The organism is Thermophagus xiamenensis, assembly GCF_900112795.1.
GTDB lineage: Bacteria > Bacteroidota > Bacteroidia > Bacteroidales > Marinilabiliaceae > Thermophagus > Thermophagus xiamenensis.
On the sequence record NZ_FONA01000011.1, the window covers coordinates 59,894 to 85,981 of the forward strand.

The following is a 26,088-nucleotide window of genomic DNA, read 5'->3' on the forward strand; positions in this document are numbered from 1 at the left end:
ATGGCAACGATGAAAAGAGACATTATAGAAAAATATTTCGCACCCTTGTTTTTGAGCGGGTTATTGCTCATTTCGGCCATCGGTTGTACTGATAAACTCGATGAACCGTATGAAGATGAATCCTTCACCAGTGATGTGGACTATTCTATTGGTGATGACATGATTTTACCTCTACTGGGTGCTTACCAGGGATTATATACCAGGGCCTGGGAAGAACCTTTAACCCTGGGGGTGCGCGGCGATGATGTTAATGCTGCCGGAGACCAGGTGCCGTTGCAGGAGCAGGACGAATTCAAATACCTCGCCAGCCACTGGAATCTTAACTCTGTGTGGCAGTTACATTACAACGATATCATCAACACTTTTACGGCCATGGATGAGATAGAAAAATATCGTCCGGCTGCCAATAACGATGCCCTGGCCGACCAATATATCGCCGAATGTCGTGTTATACGTGCCTATTTGTATCTAAACCTAGCGCGTGCGTTCGGAGGATGCATCGTTATTGATGAACTCGATAATATTCAAAACACCCCTGTCAGCAATAAAGCCGAGGTGATGCAATACATCGTGGATGAGATGAATGAAGCCATTCCGGATTTGCCGGCCGTTCATCCCAATAAAAGAACGGATATTCCCGGTGGTATGACGCAATACACCGCATATGCTCTTCAGGCACTGGCCTATCAGGAAATGGAAGATTACCAGAGCGTGGCCGATGTCACAGCCAAAATTATTGATTCAGGGGAGTTTGCACTGGCATCCGACTTCTATCACCTGTTTAAAACAGCCGGAAAATTAAGTGATGAGAACATCTTAGAATTCCAATATTCTGACTTCAATCAGGGCGAAGGCGATAGCTTTAATTTCAACTGGAGTCCCTTTGGAATTCCGGGATGGACACCGGTGGCCACAGGCGTATCAGGTGGTTGGGGATTCTATGAGCCAACCCTGAAATATATCACCTTTATGCTCGACAGAGGTGAAACCGTCCGTCTGGAAACAAGCGTCTTGTTTACCCCTGATGGAATTTCTCAACTTGAAGAAGAGTATGGTTCTATTCCTGAATGGATTTCCAACACCAATCGTGAAGGAGATGTATTTAACAACAGTGCCCGTTTACTATATGCAAGTGGGAAACATATGATTCCTTCTACCGAAGTTATTGAAGGACGCACTGCCTATAGCAGTAACAAAAACTTTATTGTTATTCGCTATGCTGAAATTCTTTTGATGTACGCCGAAGCTCTAACCAGGGGGGCTACCAGTCCTATCTCTATGACTGCAGACGAGGCCGTTAATATGGTTCGCAACAGAGCCGGGTTAGGTGACCTGGATAATGTGACCACCCAGGATGTCCTGGACGAAAAATTTGCCGAACTTGCTATGGAGTGGGGTACCCGTTTTTATGATATGGTTAGAACCGAAAATGTTGCTGAACTAAGTCATGACGGAAAGACCTTCACAATGGATAAAGCATATTACCCGTTCCCGGCCGACCAGGTCGCAGAATTACCACAATTGGCTGATGGAATTCAATAAAACTGATGAACATGAAAACATTAAAATTAATATTCGCTTCTTTACTGGTATTGAGTTTTTTCAATGCCTGTGACCAACAATATATTGATGATATTTCGAAGGTGGAACCCGGCGAAGATGAATCAGCGCCTGAGATTACCGTCAATTTTCCACCCGAAGGATATGAGCTGCAAACCAATGATGCAGTGGCGTCTATCACTTTCGACTTTGAAGTGAGGGATGATATTGAGATTGCTTCTGTATCTCTGGAATTGGATGGTGTAGAAATAGCTTCTTTTACCGATTTCAAAGATTATCGGGTTTTCATGGAGGAGTACACCTATGATGAGGTAACCACCGGTTCGCATGTATTTACCGTAAAAGCAACAGATTTGGAAGGTAAGACTTCCGAGGTTAATATCAATTTCAAGAAATCACCACCCTATGTTTCCGAGTATGAGGGCGAAATATTCTATATGCCCTTTAATAACGAGTACCGTGAAATGAACAGTCTTTCTCTGGCAACGGTAGTTGGTAATCCGGGCTTTGCTGAGGGCATCCTGGGCGGAACAGCCTATCAGGGCGCAACCGATTCGTATCTTACCTTCCCGGCTTCTGTGCTGGAGGGCGCAACTGCTGTCAGTGCTTCTTTCTGGCTCAAGATTGATGCTTCGGCAGACCGTGCCGGAATACTGGTTGTTTCACCGCCTGCCGATAACAATAACGACCGGACCAAAGGATTCAGATTATTCCGTGAGTCCAGCAATGATGGTGCAACGCAGCGATTTAAGCTGAATGTGGGAACCGGCGATTCCGAATCATGGTTTGATGGCGGTACTGCTGCCGATGTGGAGGTAAACACAGGTGACTGGGTGCACTTAGCCTTTAGTATTTCTGAAACTTATGCAGCTCTGTATATCAACGGAGAAATTGTTGCTGACGGTGCTTTCGACGGTATCGACTGGACCGGTTGTGATGTGATATCCATCATGTCGGGGGCCCCCAACTGGACCGAATGGAATCACTTATCCGACGTAGGTCAGATGGATGAACTGCGTATCTTTAACAAAGCCTTGACGCAGGATGAGATAAAAACCATTATGCTTAAAGATGAGGCTTCGTTCTATATGGACTTTGACGGTGATTACCAGGACGCCATAAGTGGCATCGATGCAACGGTTGTTGGAAGCCCATCCTTTGAATATGGCGGCGGAATTAGTGGCGATGCCTACAAAGGTGCTGCCGATTCTTATCTAACCTTTTCGGCTGAAGACCTTAATATCCAATCAGATGAATTCAGTGCCAGCTTTTGGCTGAACATCAACGATGCTGCCGAGCGTGCCGGAATTCTGGTAATGGGGCCCGAAGACGCTGATAGTCCGGATGCTCAGAACGACCGGACCAGTGGTTTCAGGTTTTTCCGTGAAGCCACCAACGACGGCGCAACTCAACGCTTTAAACTCAATGTGGGGAATGGTACGGCCGATTCATGGTTCGATGGTGGCGAAGCTGCCGATGTAACCCCCAACACCGGCGAATGGGTTCACTTTGCTTTTGTCATCGGCAATAGCGAGGCCCGGGTTTTTATTAATGGTACAGAAGTATCCCGGGGCGTTTTTGATGGCATCGATTGGACCGGTTGTGACCTGTTGTCCATCATGTCGGGCTCACCACGGTTCAACGGATGGGGACATACCTCAGACCAAAGTCTGATGGATGAACTCTATTTGTTCCCCCAAGCCCTTACCGAGGATGAAGTGGCTCTGCTCATGAACGATGGCTTATAACAACAAACAGCACAACTGATAAAACCTTTTGTTTGATGTCTTAGGACTCAGTAAACCTCAGTATGTTTCTCCGTGACTCTTAGTGTAATAAATTATTATAGATGTCACGGAGAAACTGCCGGGTTACATTTTCCTCGTCAATTGAGTTTATGGTGGTGGCGAATGACCACAAGGTATCTTTCTCTTTTACAATATTAACCGGATTATCGGCTTTAGTCTATCTATACACTGGTAAAACTTTAGTACCCATACCATCACATCTATTGGTTTATGCGTGAAATTATTTTTTTGTTGTTAATGTGTTTGGTTGCAGCTTCGTGTGAGTCAAATGACCCTGAACCTGATGCAACACCGGAATCACTTTCGGTTTCGTATGTTTATATCGGCGATGAGGCACTTTATGTCGGCGTCCAGAATGAAAATATTGCCGTTGATGAACCAATAGAGATAAGATTCAATCAATCGGTTAATCTACAATCGGCACAGAAAAATATTACTCTTAGTAACAGCGACGGGGCAGAGCCGGAACTTACCTTTTCGTCCTTTAATAAAAATAAACTTCTAAAAATAGAACATCCCATTCTGGATGAAAACAGTACATATACCCTTTCGCTTAAGTCGGACCTGAAAGGGGAAAATAACGAAATTTTCGAAGGTCAGGATTATACCTTTACAACACTTTCCAGGCCTTTGGTTTTGGAATCCATAACCATTGATGATGAGCAATTAAACACTGCTCAGAAAATTACGGATGTGAGCTTAAAGCCTCTGATTGACCTCAATTTTAATCTATCCATTGAGGCAAATGACCTTTCTGATTATCTCTCATTGACCAACGGTGATGAGTCGGTGAATTTTTCTTTAACCCAGACCGATGATAACACTATAACTGTTGCTGTTACTCAGAATTTGGAGGACTATACAAAATATTTGCTTACCATTTCTTCCGACCTGGAAGAACGAACTGGACGGGCTTTCGACGGGCAGGAATTGACATTTTATACCGGCCCCGACTCAACACTAAAATTTCCGGAAATTAGCGATGAAGAGCTGTTAACCTTGATACAACGGCAAACCTTCCGGTATTTCTGGGATTTCGCTCACCCGGTGAGCAGCATGGCGCGTGAACGTAACACTTCAGACGAAACGGTAACCACCGGTGGCACCGGCTTCGGCATAATGGCCATTGTGGTGGGAATGGAACGGGGCTTCATAACCAGAGACGAAGGGGTGGAGCGATTGAATACCATCGTTGATTTCCTTGCCTCGGCCGACCGCTTTCATGGTGCCTGGCCCCATTGGATGAACGGAACCACGGGTGAAGCACTGCCGTTTAGTACTTATGATGACGGTGGAGACCTGGTTGAAACATCGTTTTTGGTGACCGGATTACTGGTTGCGCGCCAATATCTGGATGCTTCTGATACCTACGAAGATGCAATTATCGAAAAGATTAACGAATTGTGGAATGGTGTAGAGTGGGATTGGTACACCCGTGGCGGGCAAAATGTCCTTTACTGGCACTGGTCACCAAACTACGGTTGGGAAATGAATATGAAAATTCAGGGCTATAATGAAGCTTTAATTACTTATATTCTGGCTGCATCTTCATCTACCCATCCCGTCGATGAACAGGTGTATCATCAGGGCTGGGCTTTAAATGGTGATATTGTTAATGGCAATCAATATTATGGTTATACGCTTCCTTTAGGTCAGGAATACGGAGGACCTTTGTTTTTTGCGCACTATTCCTTCTTAGGCCTTGACCCCCGTAATTTGTCGGACCAATATGCCGGTTATTGGGAACAGAATGTGAATCATACTTTAATAAACCGTCAGCATTGTATAGAAAATCCTTATCATTTTGTGGGGTATAGTTCCGATTGCTGGGGACTTACTGCCAGTGACAATCAGGATGGCTACTCGGCCCATTCACCCACCAATGATTTGGGGGTTATCACACCAACGGCAGCCATCTCTTCCATTCCTTACACACCCGATGAGTCGATGGAAGCTATCCACTTTTTTTATTACCGGTTAGGCGACAGGTTGTGGGGCGAGTATGGTTTTTATGATGCATTTAATATTACCGAAGGATGGGTGGCCGATTCTTATCTGGCCATAGACCAGGGCCCCATCATTGTGATGATAGAGAATTACCGTTCCGCACTTATCTGGGAATTGCTTATGTCGTGTCCTGAGGTTCAGGAAGGTTTAACAAAATTAGGATTTAACTATTAGCGATATAATATGAACAGAGTATTTGTATTTGTAAAGGTTTTAGTGGTAATGGTTGTGGTGTTGCAGTCATCCTGCGGAAACGTTCAGAAAAATTCGAGTGAACAATCACAGAAAACAACCAAAGAGATTTCTGAAGATTCATTATTAACACTGGTTCAATATCGAACATTTCAATATTTCTGGGAGGGTGCCGAACCCAATTCGGGCCTGGCACGGGAGCGTATCCATATGGATGGCAATTATCCCAAAAACGATATGCATATTGTGACCACGGGAGGTAGCGGCTTTGGTCTGATGACCATACTGGTTGGCATCGAACGTGGTTTTATTACGCGTGAAGAAGGATTGCAGCGATTCATTAAAGCGGTGGATTTTCTGGAAAAGGCCGACCGTTTTCATGGTGCATGGCCTCATTGGCTCGATGGTGAAACCGGAAAAGTCAAACCTTTTTCCACTTATGATGATGGCGGTGACCTGGTAGAAACGGCATTCCTGGTACAGGGACTGTTAGCTGTCAAGAACTACTATAAAGACGGGAATGCTGAAGAGAGAGCTTTGGCTCAAAAAATTGACCGGTTGTGGCGTGAAGTAGAGTGGAACTGGTATACCCGCGGCGAGAATATCCTGTATTGGCACTGGTCGCCCAACCACGGCTGGAAGATGAATTTCGGGGTGAAGGGCTATAATGAATGTCTGATTATGTATGTGCTTGCGGCTTCGTCACCCACCTACGCTGTAGATGCTGCTGTTTATCATGAAGGCTGGGCACGCGGAGGTGATATTGCCAAATCTCAGACTACCTTTGGATATGAACTTCCCCTAAATCATCAGGTAGACCCTTATAAAGGAGGGCCTCTTTTCTGGGCTCACTATTCTTATCTGGGCCTCGACCCCAGAGGGTTGACCGACCGTTACGCCGATTACTGGAAACATAATGTTGCCCATACCATGATTAACCGGCAACATTGCATTAATAATCCCTTCGAATATAAAGGATACGGAGAAAATGCCTGGGGATTGACTTCCAGCTACAGCGTGCCCGGGGCAAAAGACTATTACAAAGGAAAAACTGAGGAAGTACCCCAAAAAGGAAATTCCGCCAATGCTGAATATGCCGCTCATTGCCCTTCTCTGGATCTTGGTGTGATAGCACCAACAGCAGCCCTCTCGTCTATTCCTTATGCTCCGGATGCAGTAATGCCCGTTTTGCGGCATTTCTATGAAGACCTTGGAGAAAAAATATGGGGTGTATATGGGTTCTACGATGCTTTCAGTGAAGAATATGAATGGTATCCTAAACGCTATCTGGCCATCGACCAGGGACCCATAACTGTCATGATTGAAAATTATCGTACTGCCTTGTTATGGAATCTTTTTATGCAGGATGTCGATGTGCAAAACGGGCTCAGAAAACTTGGTTTTTCAAGCCCTCACTTAGATTGAAACCCTTTGCTGTTATTTAAGAGCAAGCAACGCGTGGGCAACATAAAGCAACGCGTGGGCAACATGAAGCAACGCGTGGGCAACATGAAGCAAAGCATGAGCAACATGAAGCAAAGCATAGGCAACATAAAGCAACGCGTGGGCAACATGAAGCAACGTATGAGCAACATGAAGCAAAGCATGGGCAACATGAAGCAAAGCATGGGCAACATAAAGCAACGCGTGAGCAACAAGAAGCAAAGCATAGGCAACATGAAGCAAAGCATGAGTAACATGAAGCAATACCAATGTAGGTGCAAAGTAATTGCGACGTAAACAAACCAATACTATCAGCATACGCAAGTTCGCTTGCCACAGAAAGAATGATATAATCTTATAGCTCAATGCCTGACCAATCACTAATGAACTAATTACTATTTACCAAATACTATTCAACTCTATCGTTGAATTAAAAATATATGCTAATGAGAAGGATAGAATTTTTCAGTGTTTTAGGTTTTATTTTATTACTGGTATCATGTGGTTATGATTCTTCTGTTGAAATAACCAATGATTGGAAAAGTTATAGCGGTGACCCGGTAATAGAAAGAAAGGTTGATTCGGTTCTTAATTTAATGACTCTGGATGAGAAGATAGGGCAATTAAACCAGTATTCAGGCAATTTTGCTGTTACAGGTGAAGTAACCGATACCAAGTCCGGTGAATATCTGAAAAAAGGGATGATAGGCAGCACCTTTAATGTTTTTGGTGCCGACCATGTTAGGATGTTGCAGGAGCAAAATTTGAAATATTCGAGGCTCAAGATTCCCATGCTCTTTGCAGCCGATGTTATCCATGGTCTGGAAACCACTTTCCCCATACCGTTGGCGGAGGCCTGCTCATGGGACCTGCAACTCATGGAGAAAAGCGCACGCATCGCTGCCGAAGAAGCTACAGCTTCAGGTGTCGCCTGGAATTTTGCCCCCATGGTGGATATCTCTCGTGACCCACGCTGGGGACGAATCATGGAAGGTGCCGGTGAAGACCCATTTCTGGGTAGTCTCATCGCTCGCGCTCGCGTTCGTGGTTTCCAGGGTATCGACAGTTATAAGGATTTTTCCAAACCCAACACCATGATGGCTTGTGCCAAACATTTTGTAGGCTATGGTGCCGCTCAGGCAGGGCGCGACTATCATACCGTGGATATCTCGGAGCGCACCCTCTTCGAAACTTATTTGCCGCCATTTAAAGCCGCCGTTGACGAAGGCGTGGCTTCTTTCATGACCGCCTTTAACGAACTGAACGGTGTACCTTGTACCGGTAACAAATATATTTTTCAGGACATTTTGCGCCATCAGTGGAACTTTAATGGGATGGTAGTAACCGATTACACCGCTATTCAGGAAATGGTGGCACACGGTTTTGCCAAAGACCTGAAGCAGGCCTCTAAACTGGCTATTGATGCAGGCATTGACATGGATATGATTAGCGAAGGGTTTGTGACCTATCTGAAGGAACTGGTTGAGGAAGGCCAGGTTTCCGAAAAACAAATTGATGTGGCCGTTGCCCGTATCCTGGAAATGAAGTTTTTACTGGGCCTGTTTGATGACCCTTATAAGTATTGCGATGCGGAGCGGGAAAAAGAGGTCTTGATGAATCCCCAACACCTGCAGGCAGCCAGAGAAGTGGCCCAACGTTCCATTGTCCTGCTGAAAAATGAAAATAACGTATTACCCTTAAGAAAAGATATACCTAAACGCGTGGCTCTTATCGGTCCTTTTGTGAAAGAAAGGGAAAGCCTTAACGGTGAGTGGGCCATTAAAGGTGACCGAAGTAAATCTGTTACGTTATGGGAAGGCCTGCAGGAAAAATATGCTGATACGCCTGTTAGGTTTAATTACGCCAAAGGAACTTCTCTGCCATTAATTGATGGCGCTACCCGTCATGTTTCTTTGGAACAGGGATTCGATAAAAGCGGATTCGCTGAGGCATTAAGGGTGGCCAAAACCAGCGATTTGATTTTGGTAGCAATGGGCGAACACTATCATTGGTCGGGCGAGGCTGCCAGCCGTACCGACATCACTCTGCCCGGAAACCAACGCGAATTGTTGAAAGAACTCAAAAAAACAGGAAAACCCATTGTGCTGGTCTTGTTTAACGGCCGTCCGCTCGACCTGTCTTGGGAAGCCGAAAACGTAGATGCCATCGTTGAAGCCTGGTACCCGGGTATCATGGCAGGCCACGCCGTCGCCGATGTGCTGTCGGGCGATTACAACCCCTCTGCCAGGCTGGTGGTCACCTTCCCCCGTAACGTCGGACAAATACCCATTTTCTATAATATGAAAAACACAGGGCGTCCCTTCGATGAAAACCATCCGGCCGACTATAAATCTTCGTATATTGATTCACCTAATTCACCGCTCTTCCCTTTTGGTTTTGGGTTGAGCTATACCTCTTTTCAATATGACAATGCGACCATCAGCAGCCAAAAGCTTACCAAAGGAGGTTCTCTGATTGTGTCGGTAGATGTTACCAATACCGGAAATGTGGATGGCGAAGAGGTGGTGCAACTTTACATTCATGATAAAGTGGGGTCGGTAACTCGTCCGGTGAAAGAGTTGAAGGGTTTTAAAAAGATATTTCTTAAAAAAGGAGAAACTAAAACTGTAGAGTTTACCATCAACGAAGAGATGCTGAAAATGTATAACATTAATATGGATTGGGTTGCCGAACCGGGAGAATTTGATGTGTGGGTGGCCTGTAATTCGGCGGATGAATCAAACCATCTGGAGTTCGAGTTGATAGATTAGAGTGAATAGAAATGCGGAGACGCTAAGACGCAGAGTTTTTTATGAGATTAATGTGACCTGAAATTCAAAATGCCGTTGAGCATGACATTCTTGTTTATGCTATGGTTTTGTTCAATAGCATATTAATCATCATTGGAAAAAAATATTGTAATGAGGCTTTTATATATTTTTATTGCATTAATAGTAGCCGTTAACATCGGGTGGGCCCAGAACGAAGTGGTGCCGCAAACCTATTGTAACCCTCTGGATATCGACTATACCTATATGGTATATAATTCCAGCCGTAATATTTCGTATCGGTCAGGAGCCGACCCCGCAGTGGTGGAGTTTCGTGGTGAATACTATATGTTTGTTACCCGTTCGTTTGGCTACTGGCATTCACGGGACCTGATTCATTGGGACTTTATTAAACCCCTTCAATGGTATTTTGAAGGGTGTAATGCCCCTGCGGCCTTTAATTATAAAGATTCGGTAATCTATTTTGCCGGAGACCCCGCCGGATACGGAAGTATCATCTATACCGATGATCCCAAAAGCGGAAAATGGACACCGGTGGCATCCATAACCTCAAATATTCAGGATTCGGAATTGTTTATCGATGACGATGGAAAAACTTATCTTTATTGGGGTTCGTCAAATGTTTATCCCATAAGGGTAAAAATGCTCAACAAAGACGATAGGATGCTGGAAACTGGTATCGTTAAGGATTTGATTAATCTGGACGAAGAGAAGCACGGCTGGGAGCGTTTTGGCGAAAATAATTTTCATCCCCGTATTAAGGAAGGGTACATGGAAGGTGCTTCTATGATTAAACACAATGGGAAGTATTATTTGCAGTATGCAGCGCCCGGTACACAGTTTAATGTTTACGGAGATGGAGTGTATATTGGTGAAACCCCTTTAGGTCCCTTTGAATACATGAAAAGCAACCCCATGAGCTTTAAACCGGGCGGATTTACCAATGGCGCAGGCCATGGCATGACCATGCGACAAACCAACGGGCAGTACTGGCATTTTGCAACCATGGCCCTGGCTTCCAATTCTCAATGGGAACGCCGAATTTGTATGTTCCCTGTTTATTTTGATAAGGAAGGCTTAATGTATTCTAATACCGATTACGGTGATTACCCTCGTTTTGGGCCTGACCATCCATCTAAAGCCGGACAGCATTGTGGTTGGATGTTGTTATCGTATAAAGGAAAAACAACGGTTTCTTCATCCAAACTGCAAATTAAAAAGAGTACCACCAACGACGATGAAATTGAAATTACCGAATTACCTGCAACCACTGATGATTATGGCAATATATTGACTGAGGTGTTGACCGACGAGAACCCCAAATCCTTTTGGGTTGCCGAGGCCAATGATGACCAACAATGGGTGCAAATTGAGATGAAAAAAACCGGAAAGATTTATGCCATCCAACTCAATTTTCATGATTATGAAACTGGTATTTATACGCGTGTCGAAGGCTTGCGGCATCGTTTTACCATTGATGTTTCGGAAGATGGAGAAAACTGGACCACCGTGGTAGACAGAAGCAATAGTTTTAAAGATTCACCTAATGCTTATATACCATTAAACAAGCCCATCACAGCAAAGTATGTTCGGTATCACAATGTGCAGGTTCCGGGTAAAAATCTGGCACTTTCGGAAATCCGGGTGTTTGGAGTCGGATTTGGAAAGAAACCTAATAAAGTAAAGGAGTTCACGGTAGTACGCCAGGAGGACCGCAGAGATGCCGCTCTGACATGGAAACCCGTGAAAGGAGCGCAGGGATACAACATCCGTTGGGGTATTGCCCCCGATAAGCTCTATCTTTCGTGGCTCGTCTACGATGACAATGAGCTTTTTATGCGCTGTCTGGACAGGGATACACCATACTATTTTTCTATTGAGGCCTTTAATGAAAATGGTATTTCAGAGCGGACTAAAGTAATAAAGGTGGACTGAGATTTCCTTTTATTTGATAAAACAGTTAAAAATGAGCAAATACAACTTTCCCCGGTTGGGTAGTATGTTTCCCATCCTTCTTCTTTCCTTATTTGTATCCTGTTCCGGGCAACAAAAGGTGGAGAAGAAGAGGCCCAACATTGTCTTCATCATGAGTGACGACCACGCCTATCAGGCCATTAGTGCCTATAACAATAAGCTGATTGAAACACCCAATATCGACAGAATAGCGCAGGAAGGTATGCTTTTTACCAATGCGTCGGTCACCAATTCCATTTGTGCGCCATCAAGAGCCACCATATTAACCGGGAAACATGCGCATTTGCATGGTAAAGTGGATAATGTTTTTCCTTTTGATACGACCAATATTACTTTCCCTCAAATCATGCATGAGCAAGGTTATCAAACCGCCATGTTCGGAAAACTGCATTTCGGAAATAATCCCAAAGGTTTTGATGAGTTCATGATTCTTCCCGACCAGGGCGACTATTATAACCCGGAATTTATTTCGAAAAGAGGCGATACAACCATAACGGGATATGTGACGGATATCATAACCGATTTGACCCTTGACTGGCTGAAAAACAAGCGTCAAAAGGATAAACCTTTTCTGTTGTTCTATTTGCACAAAGCGCCACACAGGGAGTGGTATCCTGCGCCTCGACATTACCGTGAGTTCACAAAAAGAACATTTCCCGAGCCGGCAACCCTTTTTGATGATTATGCGGGTCGTGGAACAGCGGCCGGAGAAGCTGAAATGAGTTTGCTGCATCATATGACCATTTCAGCGGATAATAAAATCTATCCCGATGTTGCACATGAACTGGGCATTGAAGAACCATCCGACTGGGGATTTAGAATCTTTAAAAGCAAATATGGTCGGTTTACCGCGGAGCAAAAGAAACAGTGGGATGAGGTCTACGGCCCCATCAACGAAGAGTTCAAAAAATTATATCCCGGCATGAATGATTCTGATTTATTACGATGGAAATATCAGCGTTATATGCAGGATTACCTGGGTTGCATCGCTGCAGTGGATGAAAATGTGGGAAGAGTCCTCGATTATTTGGAACAGTCGGGTCTTAGCGACAACACCATTGTGGTATATACTTCCGATCAGGGATTTTACCTCGGTGAGCACGGATGGTTTGATAAACGATTTATTTATGATGAATCGTTTAAAACGCCTTTGTTGATGCGCTGGCCCGGCAAAATTAAACCGGGATCCGTATCCGATGAGATGGTGCAAAACCTCGATTTTGCCCCTACCTTTCTGGAGGCAGCAGGGGTCCATATTCCCGATGACATGCAAGGCGAAAGCCTGATGCCTTTGCTTGAAGGTACACCTGAAAAGTGGACCCGCGATGCCGTCTATTACCACTATTATGAATATCCCGGATTTCATGCCGTGAAGCGGCATTATGGAATCATGACAAAAGATTATAAATTAATTCATTTTTATTACGATATTGATGAATGGGAATTATACGACCGGAAAAATGATCCCAATGAAATGAATAATGTCTATGATGATCCGGCCTATAAAGATGTGGTAAAGGAATTGACTCAAAAGCTATACCACATCAGACAAAAATATGGGGATTCGGATAGTCTCGACCAGCAATTCATTCAAAAGTATAAGGAACGGGGAATAATAAAATTTAATAAGCCATGAGAAAACTATTATTGTTACTTTTTGTCCTGGGCAAGGTGCTTGTTCAGTCACAAAATATTGATGCTTTTCAGGCCAAAGTATTTGTTCGGAATGAAGACTCTCTGATTTATCGGATTCTATATCCGGAAAAGATGGAGAAAGGAAAAAAATATCCCTTGATTTTGTTTCTTCATGGTGCAGGGGAGAGAGGAACCGACAACAAAAAACAACTGACACATGGTTCCTCATTATTTGTGGATGAACAAGGCCTTCCCACGCAGGAGGCGATAGTCTTGTTTCCGCAATGTCCGCCCAATGTTATGTGGACGCATCGGGTGAAAGAGAAAAATAAAGAGGGGGTCTGGGAATTTCGGTTCCCTTTGGGAGAATCAGCCCCTCGTCCCGCTCAATTGGTTAATTTATTGGTTGAGGATTTAATGGCTTCCGGGCAGGTCGATACTAATCATATGTATGTGATGGGGTTATCCATGGGCGGCATAGGAACCCTGGAGTTTTTATATCGTTGGCCTGAGAAATATGCTGCAGCCATTTGTATCTGCGGTGGTCATGATCCTGCTTTGGCAGAGAAGTATTGCCACGTTCCGGTTTGGTTCTTCCATGGCGGAATGGATGATGTGGTGCCATCGGTTTATTCACGCCAGGTTTTTGAAGTGCTGAAAAAATGTAATGTAAATACCCGATATATGCTCTATTCGGAGTTAAACCATAATTCGTGGGATGCCGCATTCAGCGAACCGGGACTGCTGGAGTGGCTGCTGAGTTTTTGAGAGACTTGTTTTAAAAGTATTTGTAGGGCTGTCCATTTAGGGCAGCCTTTTTTATGCGGTCAATTTGAAAAAAGGTTGTGTGTTTGAATTTTTTCGGAGGACTTTTTTCACTGCCTTGTTTATTTATCGCAATAATTTGTTTATATTTGTTAAAGTGTTTTTTGTACACTTATTCGGATATAAACTAATGTCTCTTTTGTTGCGCGCTAGTAGTGAATATGATAAACAGTGTATTTCATTCCCGAACCATCGGGAACCTATGTTAAAATAAATTTTATTAAGTATGAAGACAAAGTTGTTTACTTTTCATCTGTTTTTCATGATGAGTTTGGTGTTTGTCGCCGCTCAGGAAACAAAACTGACCCGAATCTCTGTTGATGGAAACAAGTTTGTGAACGCTCAGAATGAAACTATTGTATTCAAAGGGATAAATATTGCCGATCCGGATCGGTTAGAGAAATTAGGTCAGTGGAAAAAAGTACTTTTTGAAGAACTGAATCGGTGGGGTGCCAACATCGTTCGGTTCCCTGTTCATCCCATAGCCTGGCGGGAACGGGGTGAAGAGGAATATCTTAAGCTTCTGGACCAGGGTATCCAATGGGCCAAAGAGTCGGGATTGTATGTGATCATCGACTGGCATTCTATCGGAAACCTGCGAACCGGATTGTTTCAGGCCCCAATGTATGATACTTCCATTCGGGAGACGCTGCGGTTCTGGTATACCGTTTCGCGTCGCTATGCCGATGAGCCGGCCGTGGCTTTGTATGAAATATTTAATGAGCCTACTACTTTCAATAATCAATTGGGAAGTCTGTCGTGGTCGCAGTGGACCGAAATTGTAACGGATATCATAACTGTTATTAAAGCCAATAATCCCCATGCTGTGATGTTGGTTGCCGGCTTTAACTGGGCCTATGACCTTACCCCGGTGATGCATTCACCTTTGCCATTCGACAACATAGCCTACGTCAGTCATCCTTATCCTCAGAAGCGGGAACAGCCCTGGGTACCCCAATGGGAACGTGACTTTGGTTTTGTGGCCGACAATTATCCGGTTATTGCCACTGAGATTGGTTATATGTATCCCGACCAAAAGGGAGCTCACATCCCCTGTCTGGGAGATGAGGAATATGGCCGTACCATCATGGATTATTTTGATTCCAAAGGCATATCCTGGGTCGCCTGGGTCTTTGATCCCGATTGGTCGCCTCAATTGATAAAAGACTGGAATTATACCCCTACTCGGGCTGGTACTTTTTTTAAAAATGAAATGCTGAAAAGGTAGTGTTAGGGTTGTGATGAGTTACTGGTTACCATCCAGAAGGTTAGGAATTATATTGTTTTTATGAAAAATTTTTAGTGGTTTCCTGCCCGAAAATTTTCTAACTTTGTTTTCCTTTGCTTTGCCAAAATATAATGCAAAAATAAACGACATTCCTCCCGGATAATCAATATTACACCCAGGAAAATCTTTTGGTGACCAGTGAATTATCGTTATGGCTCAGAGAAATTACGGAAATAACAATAGATCAAAAAGCAAGACCCCGGCTCAGATTGATGTTGAGATGGGAAAAGTTCCGCCCCAAGCTGTTGAAGTGGAAGAAGCTGTTTTAGGTGCCCTTCTTTTGGAAAAGGATGCATTTATCAATGTCTCGGAATTGTTAAAAGCCGAATGTTTTTACAAGGAGGCACATCAGCATATTTTCCAGGCTATTGCCAATTTGTTTTACCACGAACAACCCGTCGACATCCTTACTGTTACAGAGGAGTTAAAAAGGATGGGTAAAATAGAGGAAGTGGGGGGAGCTTTCTATGTCTCGCAACTCACCAGTCGTGTGGCATCTGCTGCCCATATTGAGTATCATGCCCGCATTATTTGGCAAAAGTATCTTCAGCGGGAAATGATTCGTATTGCCAGTGACTTGCAGACCCGTTCCTATGACGAATCGATCGATGTTAATGATTTGCTGGATGAAGCCGAAAATAGCTTCTATCTCCTTTCTCAGGGCTCCATGAAGAAAGAAGTTACTCAAATTGATCCGGTAATTCAGGAATCTATCGATCGTATTCGGGAAGCCGGTAAGCGTAAAGACGGTCTTAGTGGTGTTCCTTCAGGGTACACAGGCCTTGATCGCATAACCTCTGGTTGGCAAGCCTCAGATTTGGTGATTATTGCTGCCCGTCCTGCCATGGGTAAAACCGCATTTGTGTTGTCCATGGCACGCAACATGGCCGTAACCCATCAGGTCCCGGTGGCTATTTTTTCCCTCGAGATGTCTAATGTCCAGTTGGTTAATCGTTTAATCGTATCAGAAACCGAAATTCCCGGTGAGAAAATTAAAAATGGGAATCTCGCCCCTTTTGAATGGGAACAACTGGATTCGAAAATTCATTCCCTTATGGGAGCACCTATTTTCGTGGATGACACGCCCGGGCTGTCTATTTTTGAATTAAGAGCCAAATGTCGGCGGCTGAAAAAGCAGCACGACATTCAGGTGGTCATTATCGATTATCTGCAGTTAATGAACGCTTCGGGCATGAATCCCGGTAGCAGGGAACAGGAGGTAAGTATGATTTCCCGATCACTTAAAGGACTTGCCAAAGAGCTGGATATTCCCATCCTGGCGTTGTCTCAGTTGAACCGGGGCGTTGAAAACCGTTCGGGATTGGAAGGTAAGCGACCTCAATTGGCCGACCTGAGAGAGTCAGGGGCTATAGAACAGGATGCCGACATGGTGTTGTTTATTCACCGGCCGGAGTATTATGGAATGTTTCAGGATGCCGACGGATACTCGCTTGAAGGAATTGCTGAAATTATTATTGCTAAACACCGTAACGGGGCAACAGGAGATGTTCGCCTTCGCTTTCGCAAAGAATTGGCTCGCTTCGAAGATCCAGAATTGCAAGGTTTACCTTCACCCGGCGCAGGATTTGGTATGGCCAATACTACCGGTACCCCTATGACATTTAGTTCGAAGATGAATGAGGAAGAGGATGAAGTAGCTACCGGTAAAGGTAATGCTTCTGATGCTTTTGACGTTCCCCCTCCTTCCGGGATAGATCGTGAAGCACCTTTTTAAAAATGGGGAAGAAGGATCGACCCCGGATTTTCTAATCTTGTATCCGTATAAAATTTATCTAAGTTATTTGCCGGATGGTACGTAAAGTTAGTAATTAGTGGTTAGTCATTAGTTATTCAATACTAACCACTTGTTGACTAATGACTAATCACTTTTTCTTCCTTCACCCTGCGCACTTCTGACCTTTTTTGTGGCAAAAGTCGCCATGCTTGTTTCTTCTGTTATCGGTTTGTCAAAATAAATAGCTCTAAAGCCATTCCATTAATTCTTTTAATGAAGATATCTCTTTGAAAACATTTTCATTATGGGGCTTTTTTTCGGGATTAAAAAACACATGGTCTACCCCAAAGTCGCGTGCTCCTTTTATATCATTTTCGAGGCTGTCACCTATCACAAGACTTTCATTTTTTGAAGCATTGGCACCTTTTAGAGAATATTCAAAAAAGAGGGGACTGGGTTTGTGTACTCCTATATCTTCTGAGATAAAAGTTTTTTCAAAAAAGGGTGAAAGTCCACTTTTTTCCAATTTTGAAATTTGAGTTTCCCGGAATCCGTTAGTGATGATGTATAAATGGTAATCCTTTTGTTTTAAATAGTTGAGAAGGTCAAGGGCATGCGGAATAACATTGGTTTGGTAAGAGTTGAATACTACAAAGTCGTCAGCAAATTTTTCGGCCATAGAAATATCATCCAGTCCCACTGATAGAAATGTCTGATAAAATCGCCCTGTTTTCAACGTTTTTTGAGAAATTCGGCCATATTGATAATCTTTCCATAAACGATTATTAATAGGTTTGTACCGGCTAAAGAAATTGTCAAAAGTTCTAAAATATTTTTCAAGCTGATAATCCTTAAATAATTTTTTGAGTGTGAGTATTTGGTTTTTGTCAAAATCCCATATTGTATGATCAAGATCAAAAAATAGGTGCTTATATTTCATCCGTATAAATTTTACTTACTTCATTGATATATTGATTCTTAAAAGTAGTGATTAGTGGTTAGTCGTTAGTCATTAGTCACTAGTTATTTAACACTAACCACTTGTTGACTAATGACTAATCACTTCTTCTGCCTTCTGCCTGTGCACTTCTGCCTTTGTCGTTTATACATGTCCTTTTGTGGCAAAAGCCGCCATGCTCGTTTCATCCGTATAAAAATTACTTACTTCATTGATATATTGATTCTTAAAAGTAGTGATTAGTGGTTAGTCGTTAGTCATTAGTTAATCAAAACTAAACACTAATGACTGTTGACTAATGACTAAAAACTTCTTCTACCTTCTGCCTTTGTATTTTTTCTTGTTGTGGCAACCTTTGTTGGCCATGCTCGCCCCAATTTAAATGTTTCAGCCCGCGGAATAAATATTCCAAGGGCTGAAAATATGTTTTTATAATAAATTTATTATTTCCTGTTTTTCCCCCAAAGTGGCTTAAGTGGAAGGGAAATGTGAAAAACTTGATTTATCTGACCAAAATAACGAGATATCGGGAAATACTCCAAAAATCTTCCCTGTTATTTATTACTAAAACTTGATTGCCATCCTCCTGCGTTTGCAGACTATAAGAATCTTGTGGATGGGGGGTAAGAATTTTTACATTCCGCTGGAAAATTTCTATACTGTCGGTTTGACGGGTATCAATTTCTGCAAAATAAGCCTTGTCAAATTGCTCTTTAAGTACTTCTGTTTTTCCGAAAAATAGGAATCCTTTATAATCAATGATATTTCTCTCTTTTAGTTCACTTCTTGTTCCAATGGCATAATAGCCTGTGAACATATCATCTTTAGTAGCTTCGAGTTGTTCTTTTGCCTGGGCATTCGCTTCTTTTAGGGAATCAAGCGCTAATTCCATGTCTGCGAGGGCATAATTCATGTTATCGATTTCGGCATTTTTCTTTTGAAGCAATTCATTAAGCTCTCTTATTTCTTCATTTTTTTGTATAAGTTGTGCTTGAAGACTTTCAACCAGTTTTTTTAAACGGCTATTTTCTACTCCCGACCGTTTTAGTTGTTGTTCCAGCGATTGGATGCGCTGCTTATTTTGTAACATCAAATCATATATAAGTCGGATGTCTTCATTGATTTGCTGAGCATCATTCACTGATGTTTCACCTTCTTGTGCTTTCAGGGCAATAATCTTCTCTTTTTCTTTTATTACCCTAAGAGTAGCTTCAATATCTCCAATGGTATTAATCATTTGGTTCATTTGCGTATCTTTCATGGCAGCCATTCGTGCCAGTGAATCATTTTGGACCAGTAATTCCTTACGACTTGGCCCTTGCTGACAGTGCCAGAACATTGGCAGTATCACAAGCATTAATAAAATTTTCTTCATGGTTTTCATCTGATTATAGTTTATTAGGTTAATGGTTAAAATGAGCATGGTTTAATTGGTTGATTTTTATGGGTGTTATAGCTTTTTTAATTTCACCACGCTCCTATCTTCAGTTTAATGTCAAATCAACTTTTTGGTTTTTTTAGTCTTACTATTCTCAATTAGCTTTAACGTATTTAGAAAATATTTATTGACTAGGTTACCTATATTATTCCGGTCATGTGCAAAAACATAACGATTAGAAATATAACACTTTAATTGTTTAATTTCCACTATGAATAATGAAAATGTGCTTTTAAATTATTTCAAAGTCAATTTGGATTGTTTTAAAGATGATTGCTAAAATGACTTCCAGGTGAAGAAACAGAATGATTGAAGCTTATTATTTTATTTCACAAGGGGAAAATATTGAATTATTCCGGGATGGTTGTGAGATGGGCAAAATCGGTTTATTGACATACGAGAAGGCAGTGTAAATTCCTGTGAGATTTATTTCAGTGCGTATAGTTGGTTTGATTTTGGTTCAACCAAATGTAAAACTTAAACTAAAAAGGGTTGACCCTCTTAATGCTTCTTGTTTTTCCAAACTTATATTGATGAGATTATGAGGATTGAATAACTTTTTACTCGATATTGTTCCCTTTATAATTCTTTCCGCTAATGACAATAACAATTTCACCTTTAGGTGGATGAATGGAAAAATGATTTTCAAGCTCTTTTAGCGAGCCACGCATTATTTCTTCATGAATCTTGCTGATTTCTCTGCATATGGCAGCTTGTCTGTCCTGACCTAATACCTCTTTTAATTGCCCCAGCGTTTTTATTAGTCTGTGAGGTGATTCATATAATACGATAGTGCGCGTTTCGTTAACATATGACTCCAATCTGGTTTTGCGCCCTTTTTTAACCGGAAGAAATCCTTCAAAGCAGAACCTGTCGTTGGGTAATCCTGCGGTTACCAGGGCCGGAACAAATGCGGTGGGACCGGGAAGGCATTCTACCGGGATGCCGGCATCGATGCATTTTCTGACAGCCAGGAACCCCGGGTCCGAAATAGCCGGTGTGCCGGCATCGGAAATTAATGCTGCTTTTTCGCCCGACATCAATCGTTCTATATATTTATCGATTGTATTATGTTCGTTGAATTTGTGATGGGCATACATTCGGGTTTCTATGTTGTAATGATTTAGAAGCACTCCGGAAGTTCGTGTGTCTTCGGCCAGAATAAAATCTACTTCTTTAAGAACCCGAATAGCCCTGAAGGTTATGTCTTCAAGATTACCGATGGGGGTGGGAACAATAAAGAGTTTTCCGGCGGTTTGATTGGCAAGTTTATATTTTTCCTGCATAAAAAATCAATGATTTAAATTTTTATTCATATGATTTTAGCTTACTTCATTGATATATTGTTTCTTAAAAGTAGTCATTAGTGGTTAATAGTTAGTCATTAGTGGTTAGTAATTAGTTAATCAACGGTAATCACTAATGACTAATCACTTCTTCTGCCTTCGGCTGTGCACTTCTGCCCTTGTCGTTTATACATGCTCTTTTGTGGCAAAAGTCGCCATGCTCGTTTTATTATATGGCTAAGAAAAGCGACGTTCCACCAATTCGAGAAATCCGACTGTCGCTTCATCTTCAGGGTTCCAGTTGAAATTGGCCATTAAAAAGTTTCGTGCATCTTCGAGCCCCGACATTTGGTCTAACTGGTCGAGGGTTTGATTCATTAAATCAGCATTTCCGCCAAACAACTCGCGCTGGTAAAAGAAACGGTCGTTTATTCCCAGTGCCTTTTTTAAACTGGTGATGGGTGGCAATGTCAATGATCGTTTTTGCTTGCCTTCTATGGTGTTTTTGGCAATTTGTTCATTGAACGATGCTCTGTTGCTTCCCAGTTTTTCACCTAATATTTTATTGTTTTTGGACGATGAATTTCCTGGAATGACGTTAGGGTTATGCTTATTTTGTATGTTAACAACCGGTTTCTTTACCGGTGGTTCCGTTAAATTATTGTCGGCAGTCGTATCATCTCCGTTAGAGATATTGGGTTGTGGTGCATCCCTCTTTTTTTCGACTGGCTTTTTTTCGGCAGGATTAGGCGAACTGAGAGTTGGTTGTTTACTTTCTGTGTGACCAGAAGAATCATTTGTTTCAGCAGAAACAGTGCTGTTTTCAATTACGGCTATTTCTTCAGAAGATGGGTTGATGGGTTGACTTTCTTTATTATTATTTTGGTTTTGTTTGGCAACAGTTTTTTGCTCATCCTCGTTAATGGATGTCGCCGGCTTAACATTGGGCTTTGTTGTTGGTACCTCTTTTATTGTTGAAGGCGTGTTGGCAACTTCTTCCAGGGCGTCAATCTCATCCAAAATGCTGTTGAGTTTATTCCGTGCCAGCCGAAAGTAAATTTTAGATATTTCGCTTTTGCCTTTGCAGGAGAGGGTCAGTGTTTCAACCTCTTTTAAATCGCGCAAAATAATTTCAAGAAGAGCATCTTTTTCCATAATACCTTAAGCTCCATTTTTTCGTTACATTTGCAAATGTAGTGATTGCCATGCTAAAATAAATTATTCTTTTCATGTTTCTTGAAAACAAGGTTGATAAATCAGAAAAGAGAGGATGGATCGAAGTCATTACCGGGTCAATGTTTTCCGGGAAAACCGAGGAGTTGCTTCGTCGTCTTCGCCGGGCGCGTATAGCCCGTCAGCGCGTTGAAATTTTTAAACCGTTGGTTGATAACAGGTATAGTGAACAAGAGGTGGTGTCGCACGATGCCAACAGTATTCCTTCTACCCCTGTGGAAAGTTCAGGTAATATTCTTTTGTTGTGTAGCAATGTGGATGTGGTAGGTATTGATGAGGCTCAGTTTTTCGATAAAGGCCTCAATGATGTTTGTAATCAGTTGGCCAACCAGGGGATACGTGTCATTGTTGCCGGATTGGATATGGACTTTAAAGGGAAACCGTTTGGTCCTATGCCTGATTTGATGGCTAGTGCCGAATATGTTACCAAGGTTCATGCCATATGCGTCTATTGTGGTGATTTGGCTCATTTTTCGCTTCGGAAAACCGCCAGCGACCGCTTGGTTGAAGTAGGTGCTGATGAGGCTTATGAAGCTGTGTGCAGGCATTGTTATCAGAAAAAATTTATGAAGAAATGATTGCCTATTCTATAAGAGAAATCGCTAATGTTTGCGGGGGTAAGTTATTACTGAACAAAGAATCGAGTATTTCCCGTTTGCTATGGGATAGTCGGTCGGTTTATGATGCATCGGAAGGTTTGTTTTTTGCTTTAAAAGGAAATCGTCACGACGGACATCAGTTTCTCTATCAGCTTGTCGACAAAGGGGTTGGCAATTTTGTCGTAAAGGAAGGAAAAATACCGGATGGACTTAGAGATAAGGCCAATTGGATAGAGGTTCAGGATGTGTTATTAGCGCTACAAAAGGTAGCGGCGTTTCATCGTCAGCACTTTTCTGCACCGGTATTGGCCATTACCGGGAGCAATGGTAAGACAATTGTTAAGGAATGGATTACTCAAATGATTGGTAACGACAGGCTGGTTACCCGTTCCCCGCGGAGTTTTAACAGTCAGATTGGTGTCCCCCTCTCTGTCTGGCTCTTGAATGATAAAACCGATATTGCCATTTTTGAAGCAGGGATTTCTCAGCCTGGTGAAATGCAACGATTGGAAAAAATCATTCGCCCTGATATGGGGCTATTTACCACTTTGGGACAAGCCCACCAGGAAAATTTCACCTCTTTGGATGAAAAACTACATGAGAAATTGCATCTTTTTAAAGATGTAAAAACGCTCTTTTACAATGCCGACCAGTTATTGGTGAAGGATGCTGTCAGGCAATACTTCCCGGAAAAGAATCTGCTTTCGTGGGGACGTTCCAAGGGCGTTACTTTGCAATTATTGGAAGAACATGAGCTAGACGATAAAATGCGATTGGAGCTAAGTTATGGAGGTGATGTTTTTTATATAGAGATTCCTTTTTCCGATAAAGTGAGCGTGGCCAACATCCTTCCTGCAGTTTTGTTTCTTCTTTATTTGGGATACACACCGGAGAATATTGCGAAACGAACGGCATTGCTGGAACCTGTAGCCATGCGTTTGGAGTTGAAAGAAGGCACCAATCGCAATCTTTTAATTAATGATACCTACAACTCAGATGTGACTTCTCTCGAGATGGCCTTGGATTTTCTGGCTCAACAGAGTCGGAAAAAGGGGATGAGCCGAACGGTAATACTTTCTGATTTGCTGCAAACCGGTTTGTCGGATGAGGAACTATATCCTCAGGTGGCCAATATGATTAAAGAAAAAGAAATTGACCGATTCATTGGGGTAGGCGATGCATTAATGCGTCATGCATCATTGTTTGACAGCAATGCTCGTTTTTTTGAAACTACTGATGAGTTGTTACGGGAACTTCCATCGTTTCGGTTTAGCGAAGAAGCCATCTTAGTAAAAGGGTCACGCTCTTATAGCTTTGAGCGGATTGTGGGGCAAATGGAATTAAAGCGTCATGCGACGGTTATGGAAGTAAATCTGGATGCCCTGACGCATAACCTCAATCAGTATCGTCGGATATTAAAGCCCCAAACCAAAGTATTGGCCATGGTAAAAGCTTTTTCGTATGGTAGTGGTTCCTATGAGATAGCCGCAGCACTCCAATACCAAAATATCGACTATTTAGGCGTGGCATTTGCCGACGAAGGTGTGGAATTACGCCGTGCTGGTATTAGCGTTCCTATTATTGTGATGAATCCGGAAGAGAAGAGTTTTGGTCAGATAATTGAATATCATCTGGAGCCCGAGATATACAACTTTAGGGTGTTGGAAGCATTTAATAAAGCTGTGGCAGCCGAAAACCGTGAGGAGGTCCCAATACATATTAAATTGGATACCGGTATGCATCGAATGGGTTTTTCTGAAAAAGAGTTAGATGAATTGATTTTTAGTCTGAAACAGAAACCCCGCCTTAGGATTAAGTCGGTCTTTTCCCATTTGGCGGCGAGTGATAGTCAAGAACATGACGGCTTTACCAAAATGCAGATTGAGACTTTTGAAAAGATGTGCAGGAAACTGAAAAGGGGATTGAACACCAACTTTTGGATGCATATTCTTAACAGTGCGGGCATAGAACGCTTTCCGGAGGCACAATTTGATATGGTGCGTTTAGGGATAGGTCTTTATGGTTTTGGAGCCGGCAAAATTGACTCTCTGCGAAATGTGGTAACTTTAAAATCCTTTATTTCTCAAATTAAACCGGTATCAGCACACGAAACCATTGGTTACAATCGGGCCGGAACACTTAATCGTGATGGACGGATTGGCATTGTCCCTATCGGCTATGCCGACGGTTTGAATCGCCATTTAAGCAACGGGCATGGTAAAATGATAGTCAGGGGGCAACAAGTACCCATCGTGGGAAATATATGCATGGATATGTGTATGGTTGACCTCACTGATGTTAATGCCGAAGAGGGCGATGAGGTAGTTGTTTTTGGGGATGATTATCCTGTAACCATGTTGGCCAACCAACTGGATACCATCCCCTATGAAATACTTACCGGCATTTCTCGTCGGGTAGTGCGCGTATATTATCGTGAATAGGTTCGTTACTGTCGGATAATCCGGGGGGGTAATTGTATTTGTTGGTTTTAACCCAGTCTTGAAATACGCTCAAGTTTTTCTTCGTCCAGAATACGAATGATGCGGCCATCAACGGTCAGCAACTTTTCTTTGGCGAAGGCCGTGAGCGTGCGAATAGCATTCGATGCTGTCATATTCGAAAAATTGGCCAAATCTTCTCGCGACAGGTATATACTTAACGTACAATTATCATCTTCATAACCGTAAATATCGCGTAGCAGCAAAAGACTTTCGGCAAGTCGGCCCCGTATGTGCTTTTGCGTTAGCGTTACGGTCCTAAAACGAGCAAAACCCAACTCGGTGGCGAACGACTTAATAATGTTCATACACAAATCGTTGTTGGATTTCATGAGTTTCATGATCACATCCTTGGCGATGTGAAAAATTACGCATGGTTCAAAAACCACAGCCGAAGCTATGTGACGCTCGTTAGCAAAGAGAGCACGGTAGCCTATAAAGCCCGGTCCGCTTGCCATCCGAACAATCTGGTCGCGACCCAATATTCCCTCTTTGTATATTTTTACTTTTCCTTTACCGATGCATAATAAGCCGGTGGGCCATTCGCCTTCCTGATATATGATCTGATTTTTTTTGTATCGGATAGTGGTATGGTGTGCCTCAAGATATTGTTGTTCTTCAGGCGTTAAAACATCATATAACTGAGGAATGTCTTTGATTGTAGGTTCGTTAATTGTTTCTTGACCCATTGTAAGAGAAATGTTCTATAACAGTGTTTTAAAACATACAAAGGTATAAAAAAACAATGACTAATTTGCCTTAAAAATTAATAATGATTTTTTGAAGCCTCAGAAATTAGAAATATGAATATCAAAAGCAT

At 42.6% G+C, this 26,088-nt stretch carries 18 protein-coding genes; 12 read left to right on the top strand and 6 right to left on the bottom strand.

What is annotated here, in order from left to right; translation table 11 throughout:
• The first annotated feature begins 9 nt into the window (after positions 1-9).
• The 4 genes from BM130_RS08145 (at position 10) to BM130_RS08160 (ending at position 6,992) form a co-directional block, all read left to right on the top strand.
• Positions 10-1,542: a RagB/SusD family nutrient uptake outer membrane protein gene (locus tag BM130_RS08145; protein WP_010526488.1), complete on the top strand. Its 1,533-nt coding sequence runs from the start codon at positions 10-12 to the stop codon at positions 1,540-1,542.
• A gap of 11 nt (positions 1,543-1,553) precedes the next feature.
• Entirely contained in the window at positions 1,554-3,308 is a 1,755-nt protein-coding gene (locus tag BM130_RS08150; RefSeq protein WP_010526487.1) for a LamG domain-containing protein, read from the top strand.
• Positions 3,309-3,578: 270 nt separating this feature from the next.
• A complete protein-coding gene (locus BM130_RS08155) occupies positions 3,579-5,549 on the top strand; it encodes a glucoamylase family protein (protein WP_010526486.1) in 1,971 nt (656 codons plus the stop codon).
• 9 nt (positions 5,550-5,558) lie between these two features.
• Complete coding sequence (locus BM130_RS08160; RefSeq protein WP_010526485.1) at positions 5,559-6,992, top strand: glucoamylase family protein; 1,434 nt, start codon at positions 5,559-5,561, stop codon at positions 6,990-6,992.
• A gap of 12 nt (positions 6,993-7,004) precedes the next feature.
• Here the strand turns inward: BM130_RS08160 and BM130_RS15285 are convergent, their stop codons facing one another.
• Positions 7,005-7,328 (bottom strand): hypothetical protein, encoded by a 324-nt coding sequence (locus BM130_RS15285; RefSeq protein ID WP_139217721.1) that lies wholly within the window; start codon positions 7,326-7,328, stop codon positions 7,005-7,007.
• A gap of 128 nt (positions 7,329-7,456) precedes the next feature.
• On the opposite strand from BM130_RS15285, the gene bglX reads away from it, so the two are divergent.
• The 6 genes from bglX to dnaB all read left to right on the top strand — a co-directional run bounded on the left by bglX (position 7,457) and on the right by dnaB (position 17,256).
• The gene (bglX, locus tag BM130_RS08170) at positions 7,457-9,781 is read left to right on the top strand and encodes a beta-glucosidase BglX (RefSeq protein WP_010526483.1); all 2,325 of its coding nucleotides are present in this window, start codon (positions 7,457-7,459) and stop codon (positions 9,779-9,781) included.
• A gap of 150 nt (positions 9,782-9,931) precedes the next feature.
• Positions 9,932-11,734 carry a family 43 glycosylhydrolase gene (locus BM130_RS08175; RefSeq protein ID WP_010526482.1) on the top strand — a complete coding sequence of 601 codons (1,803 nt, stop codon included), beginning with the start codon at positions 9,932-9,934 and terminating at the stop codon, positions 11,732-11,734.
• A gap of 31 nt (positions 11,735-11,765) precedes the next feature.
• Entirely contained in the window at positions 11,766-13,409 is a 1,644-nt protein-coding gene (locus BM130_RS08180) for a sulfatase family protein (protein ID WP_010526481.1), read from the top strand.
• On the top strand, positions 13,406-14,176 hold the full coding sequence (locus tag BM130_RS08185; RefSeq protein ID WP_010526480.1) for a carboxylesterase family protein: 771 nt from the start codon (positions 13,406-13,408) through the stop codon (positions 14,174-14,176). Before BM130_RS08180 ends, BM130_RS08185 begins: the two co-directional genes overlap by 4 nt.
• Positions 14,177-14,459: 283 nt before the next feature.
• A complete protein-coding gene (locus BM130_RS08190; protein WP_010526479.1) occupies positions 14,460-15,461 on the top strand; it encodes a glycoside hydrolase family 5 protein in 1,002 nt (333 codons plus the stop codon).
• 211 nt (positions 15,462-15,672) lie between these two features.
• Complete coding sequence (gene dnaB / locus BM130_RS08195; RefSeq protein ID WP_010526478.1) at positions 15,673-17,256, top strand: replicative DNA helicase; 1,584 nt, start codon at positions 15,673-15,675, stop codon at positions 17,254-17,256.
• 247 nt (positions 17,257-17,503) lie between these two features.
• On the opposite strand, the gene BM130_RS08200 is transcribed toward dnaB, so the two are convergent.
• From BM130_RS08200 to BM130_RS08215, 4 genes are all read right to left on the bottom strand, one after another.
• Positions 17,504-18,196: a YjjG family noncanonical pyrimidine nucleotidase gene (locus tag BM130_RS08200; protein WP_010526477.1), complete on the bottom strand. Its 693-nt coding sequence runs from the start codon at positions 18,194-18,196 to the stop codon at positions 17,504-17,506.
• Positions 18,197-18,716: 520 nt separating this feature from the next.
• Positions 18,717-19,589 (bottom strand): Cbp1 family collagen-binding glycoprotein adhesin, encoded by an 873-nt coding sequence (locus BM130_RS08205; protein ID WP_237706080.1) that lies wholly within the window; start codon positions 19,587-19,589, stop codon positions 18,717-18,719.
• A 623-nt stretch (positions 19,590-20,212) separates the two neighbouring features.
• Positions 20,213-20,938 carry a 16S rRNA (cytidine(1402)-2'-O)-methyltransferase gene (gene rsmI / locus BM130_RS08210; RefSeq protein WP_010526475.1) on the bottom strand — a complete coding sequence of 242 codons (726 nt, stop codon included), beginning with the start codon at positions 20,936-20,938 and terminating at the stop codon, positions 20,213-20,215.
• A gap of 237 nt (positions 20,939-21,175) precedes the next feature.
• On the bottom strand, positions 21,176-22,093 hold the full coding sequence (locus BM130_RS08215; RefSeq protein ID WP_010526474.1) for a DUF8457 domain-containing protein: 918 nt from the start codon (positions 22,091-22,093) through the stop codon (positions 21,176-21,178).
• 74 nt (positions 22,094-22,167) lie between these two features.
• Between BM130_RS08215 and BM130_RS08220 the strand changes: the two genes are divergently transcribed.
• Entirely contained in the window at positions 22,168-22,749 is a 582-nt protein-coding gene (locus BM130_RS08220) for a thymidine kinase (RefSeq protein ID WP_010526473.1), read from the top strand.
• Positions 22,746-25,211, top strand: coding sequence for a bifunctional UDP-N-acetylmuramoyl-tripeptide:D-alanyl-D-alanine ligase/alanine racemase (locus BM130_RS08225; protein WP_010526472.1), 2,466 nt, complete (start codon positions 22,746-22,748; stop codon positions 25,209-25,211). Before BM130_RS08220 ends, BM130_RS08225 begins: the two co-directional genes overlap by 4 nt.
• 47 nt (positions 25,212-25,258) lie before the next feature.
• Here the strand turns inward: BM130_RS08225 and BM130_RS08230 are convergent, their stop codons facing one another.
• Entirely contained in the window at positions 25,259-25,957 is a 699-nt protein-coding gene (locus BM130_RS08230; RefSeq protein ID WP_010526471.1) for a Crp/Fnr family transcriptional regulator, read from the bottom strand.
• Positions 25,958-26,088: the final 131 nt, after the last annotated feature.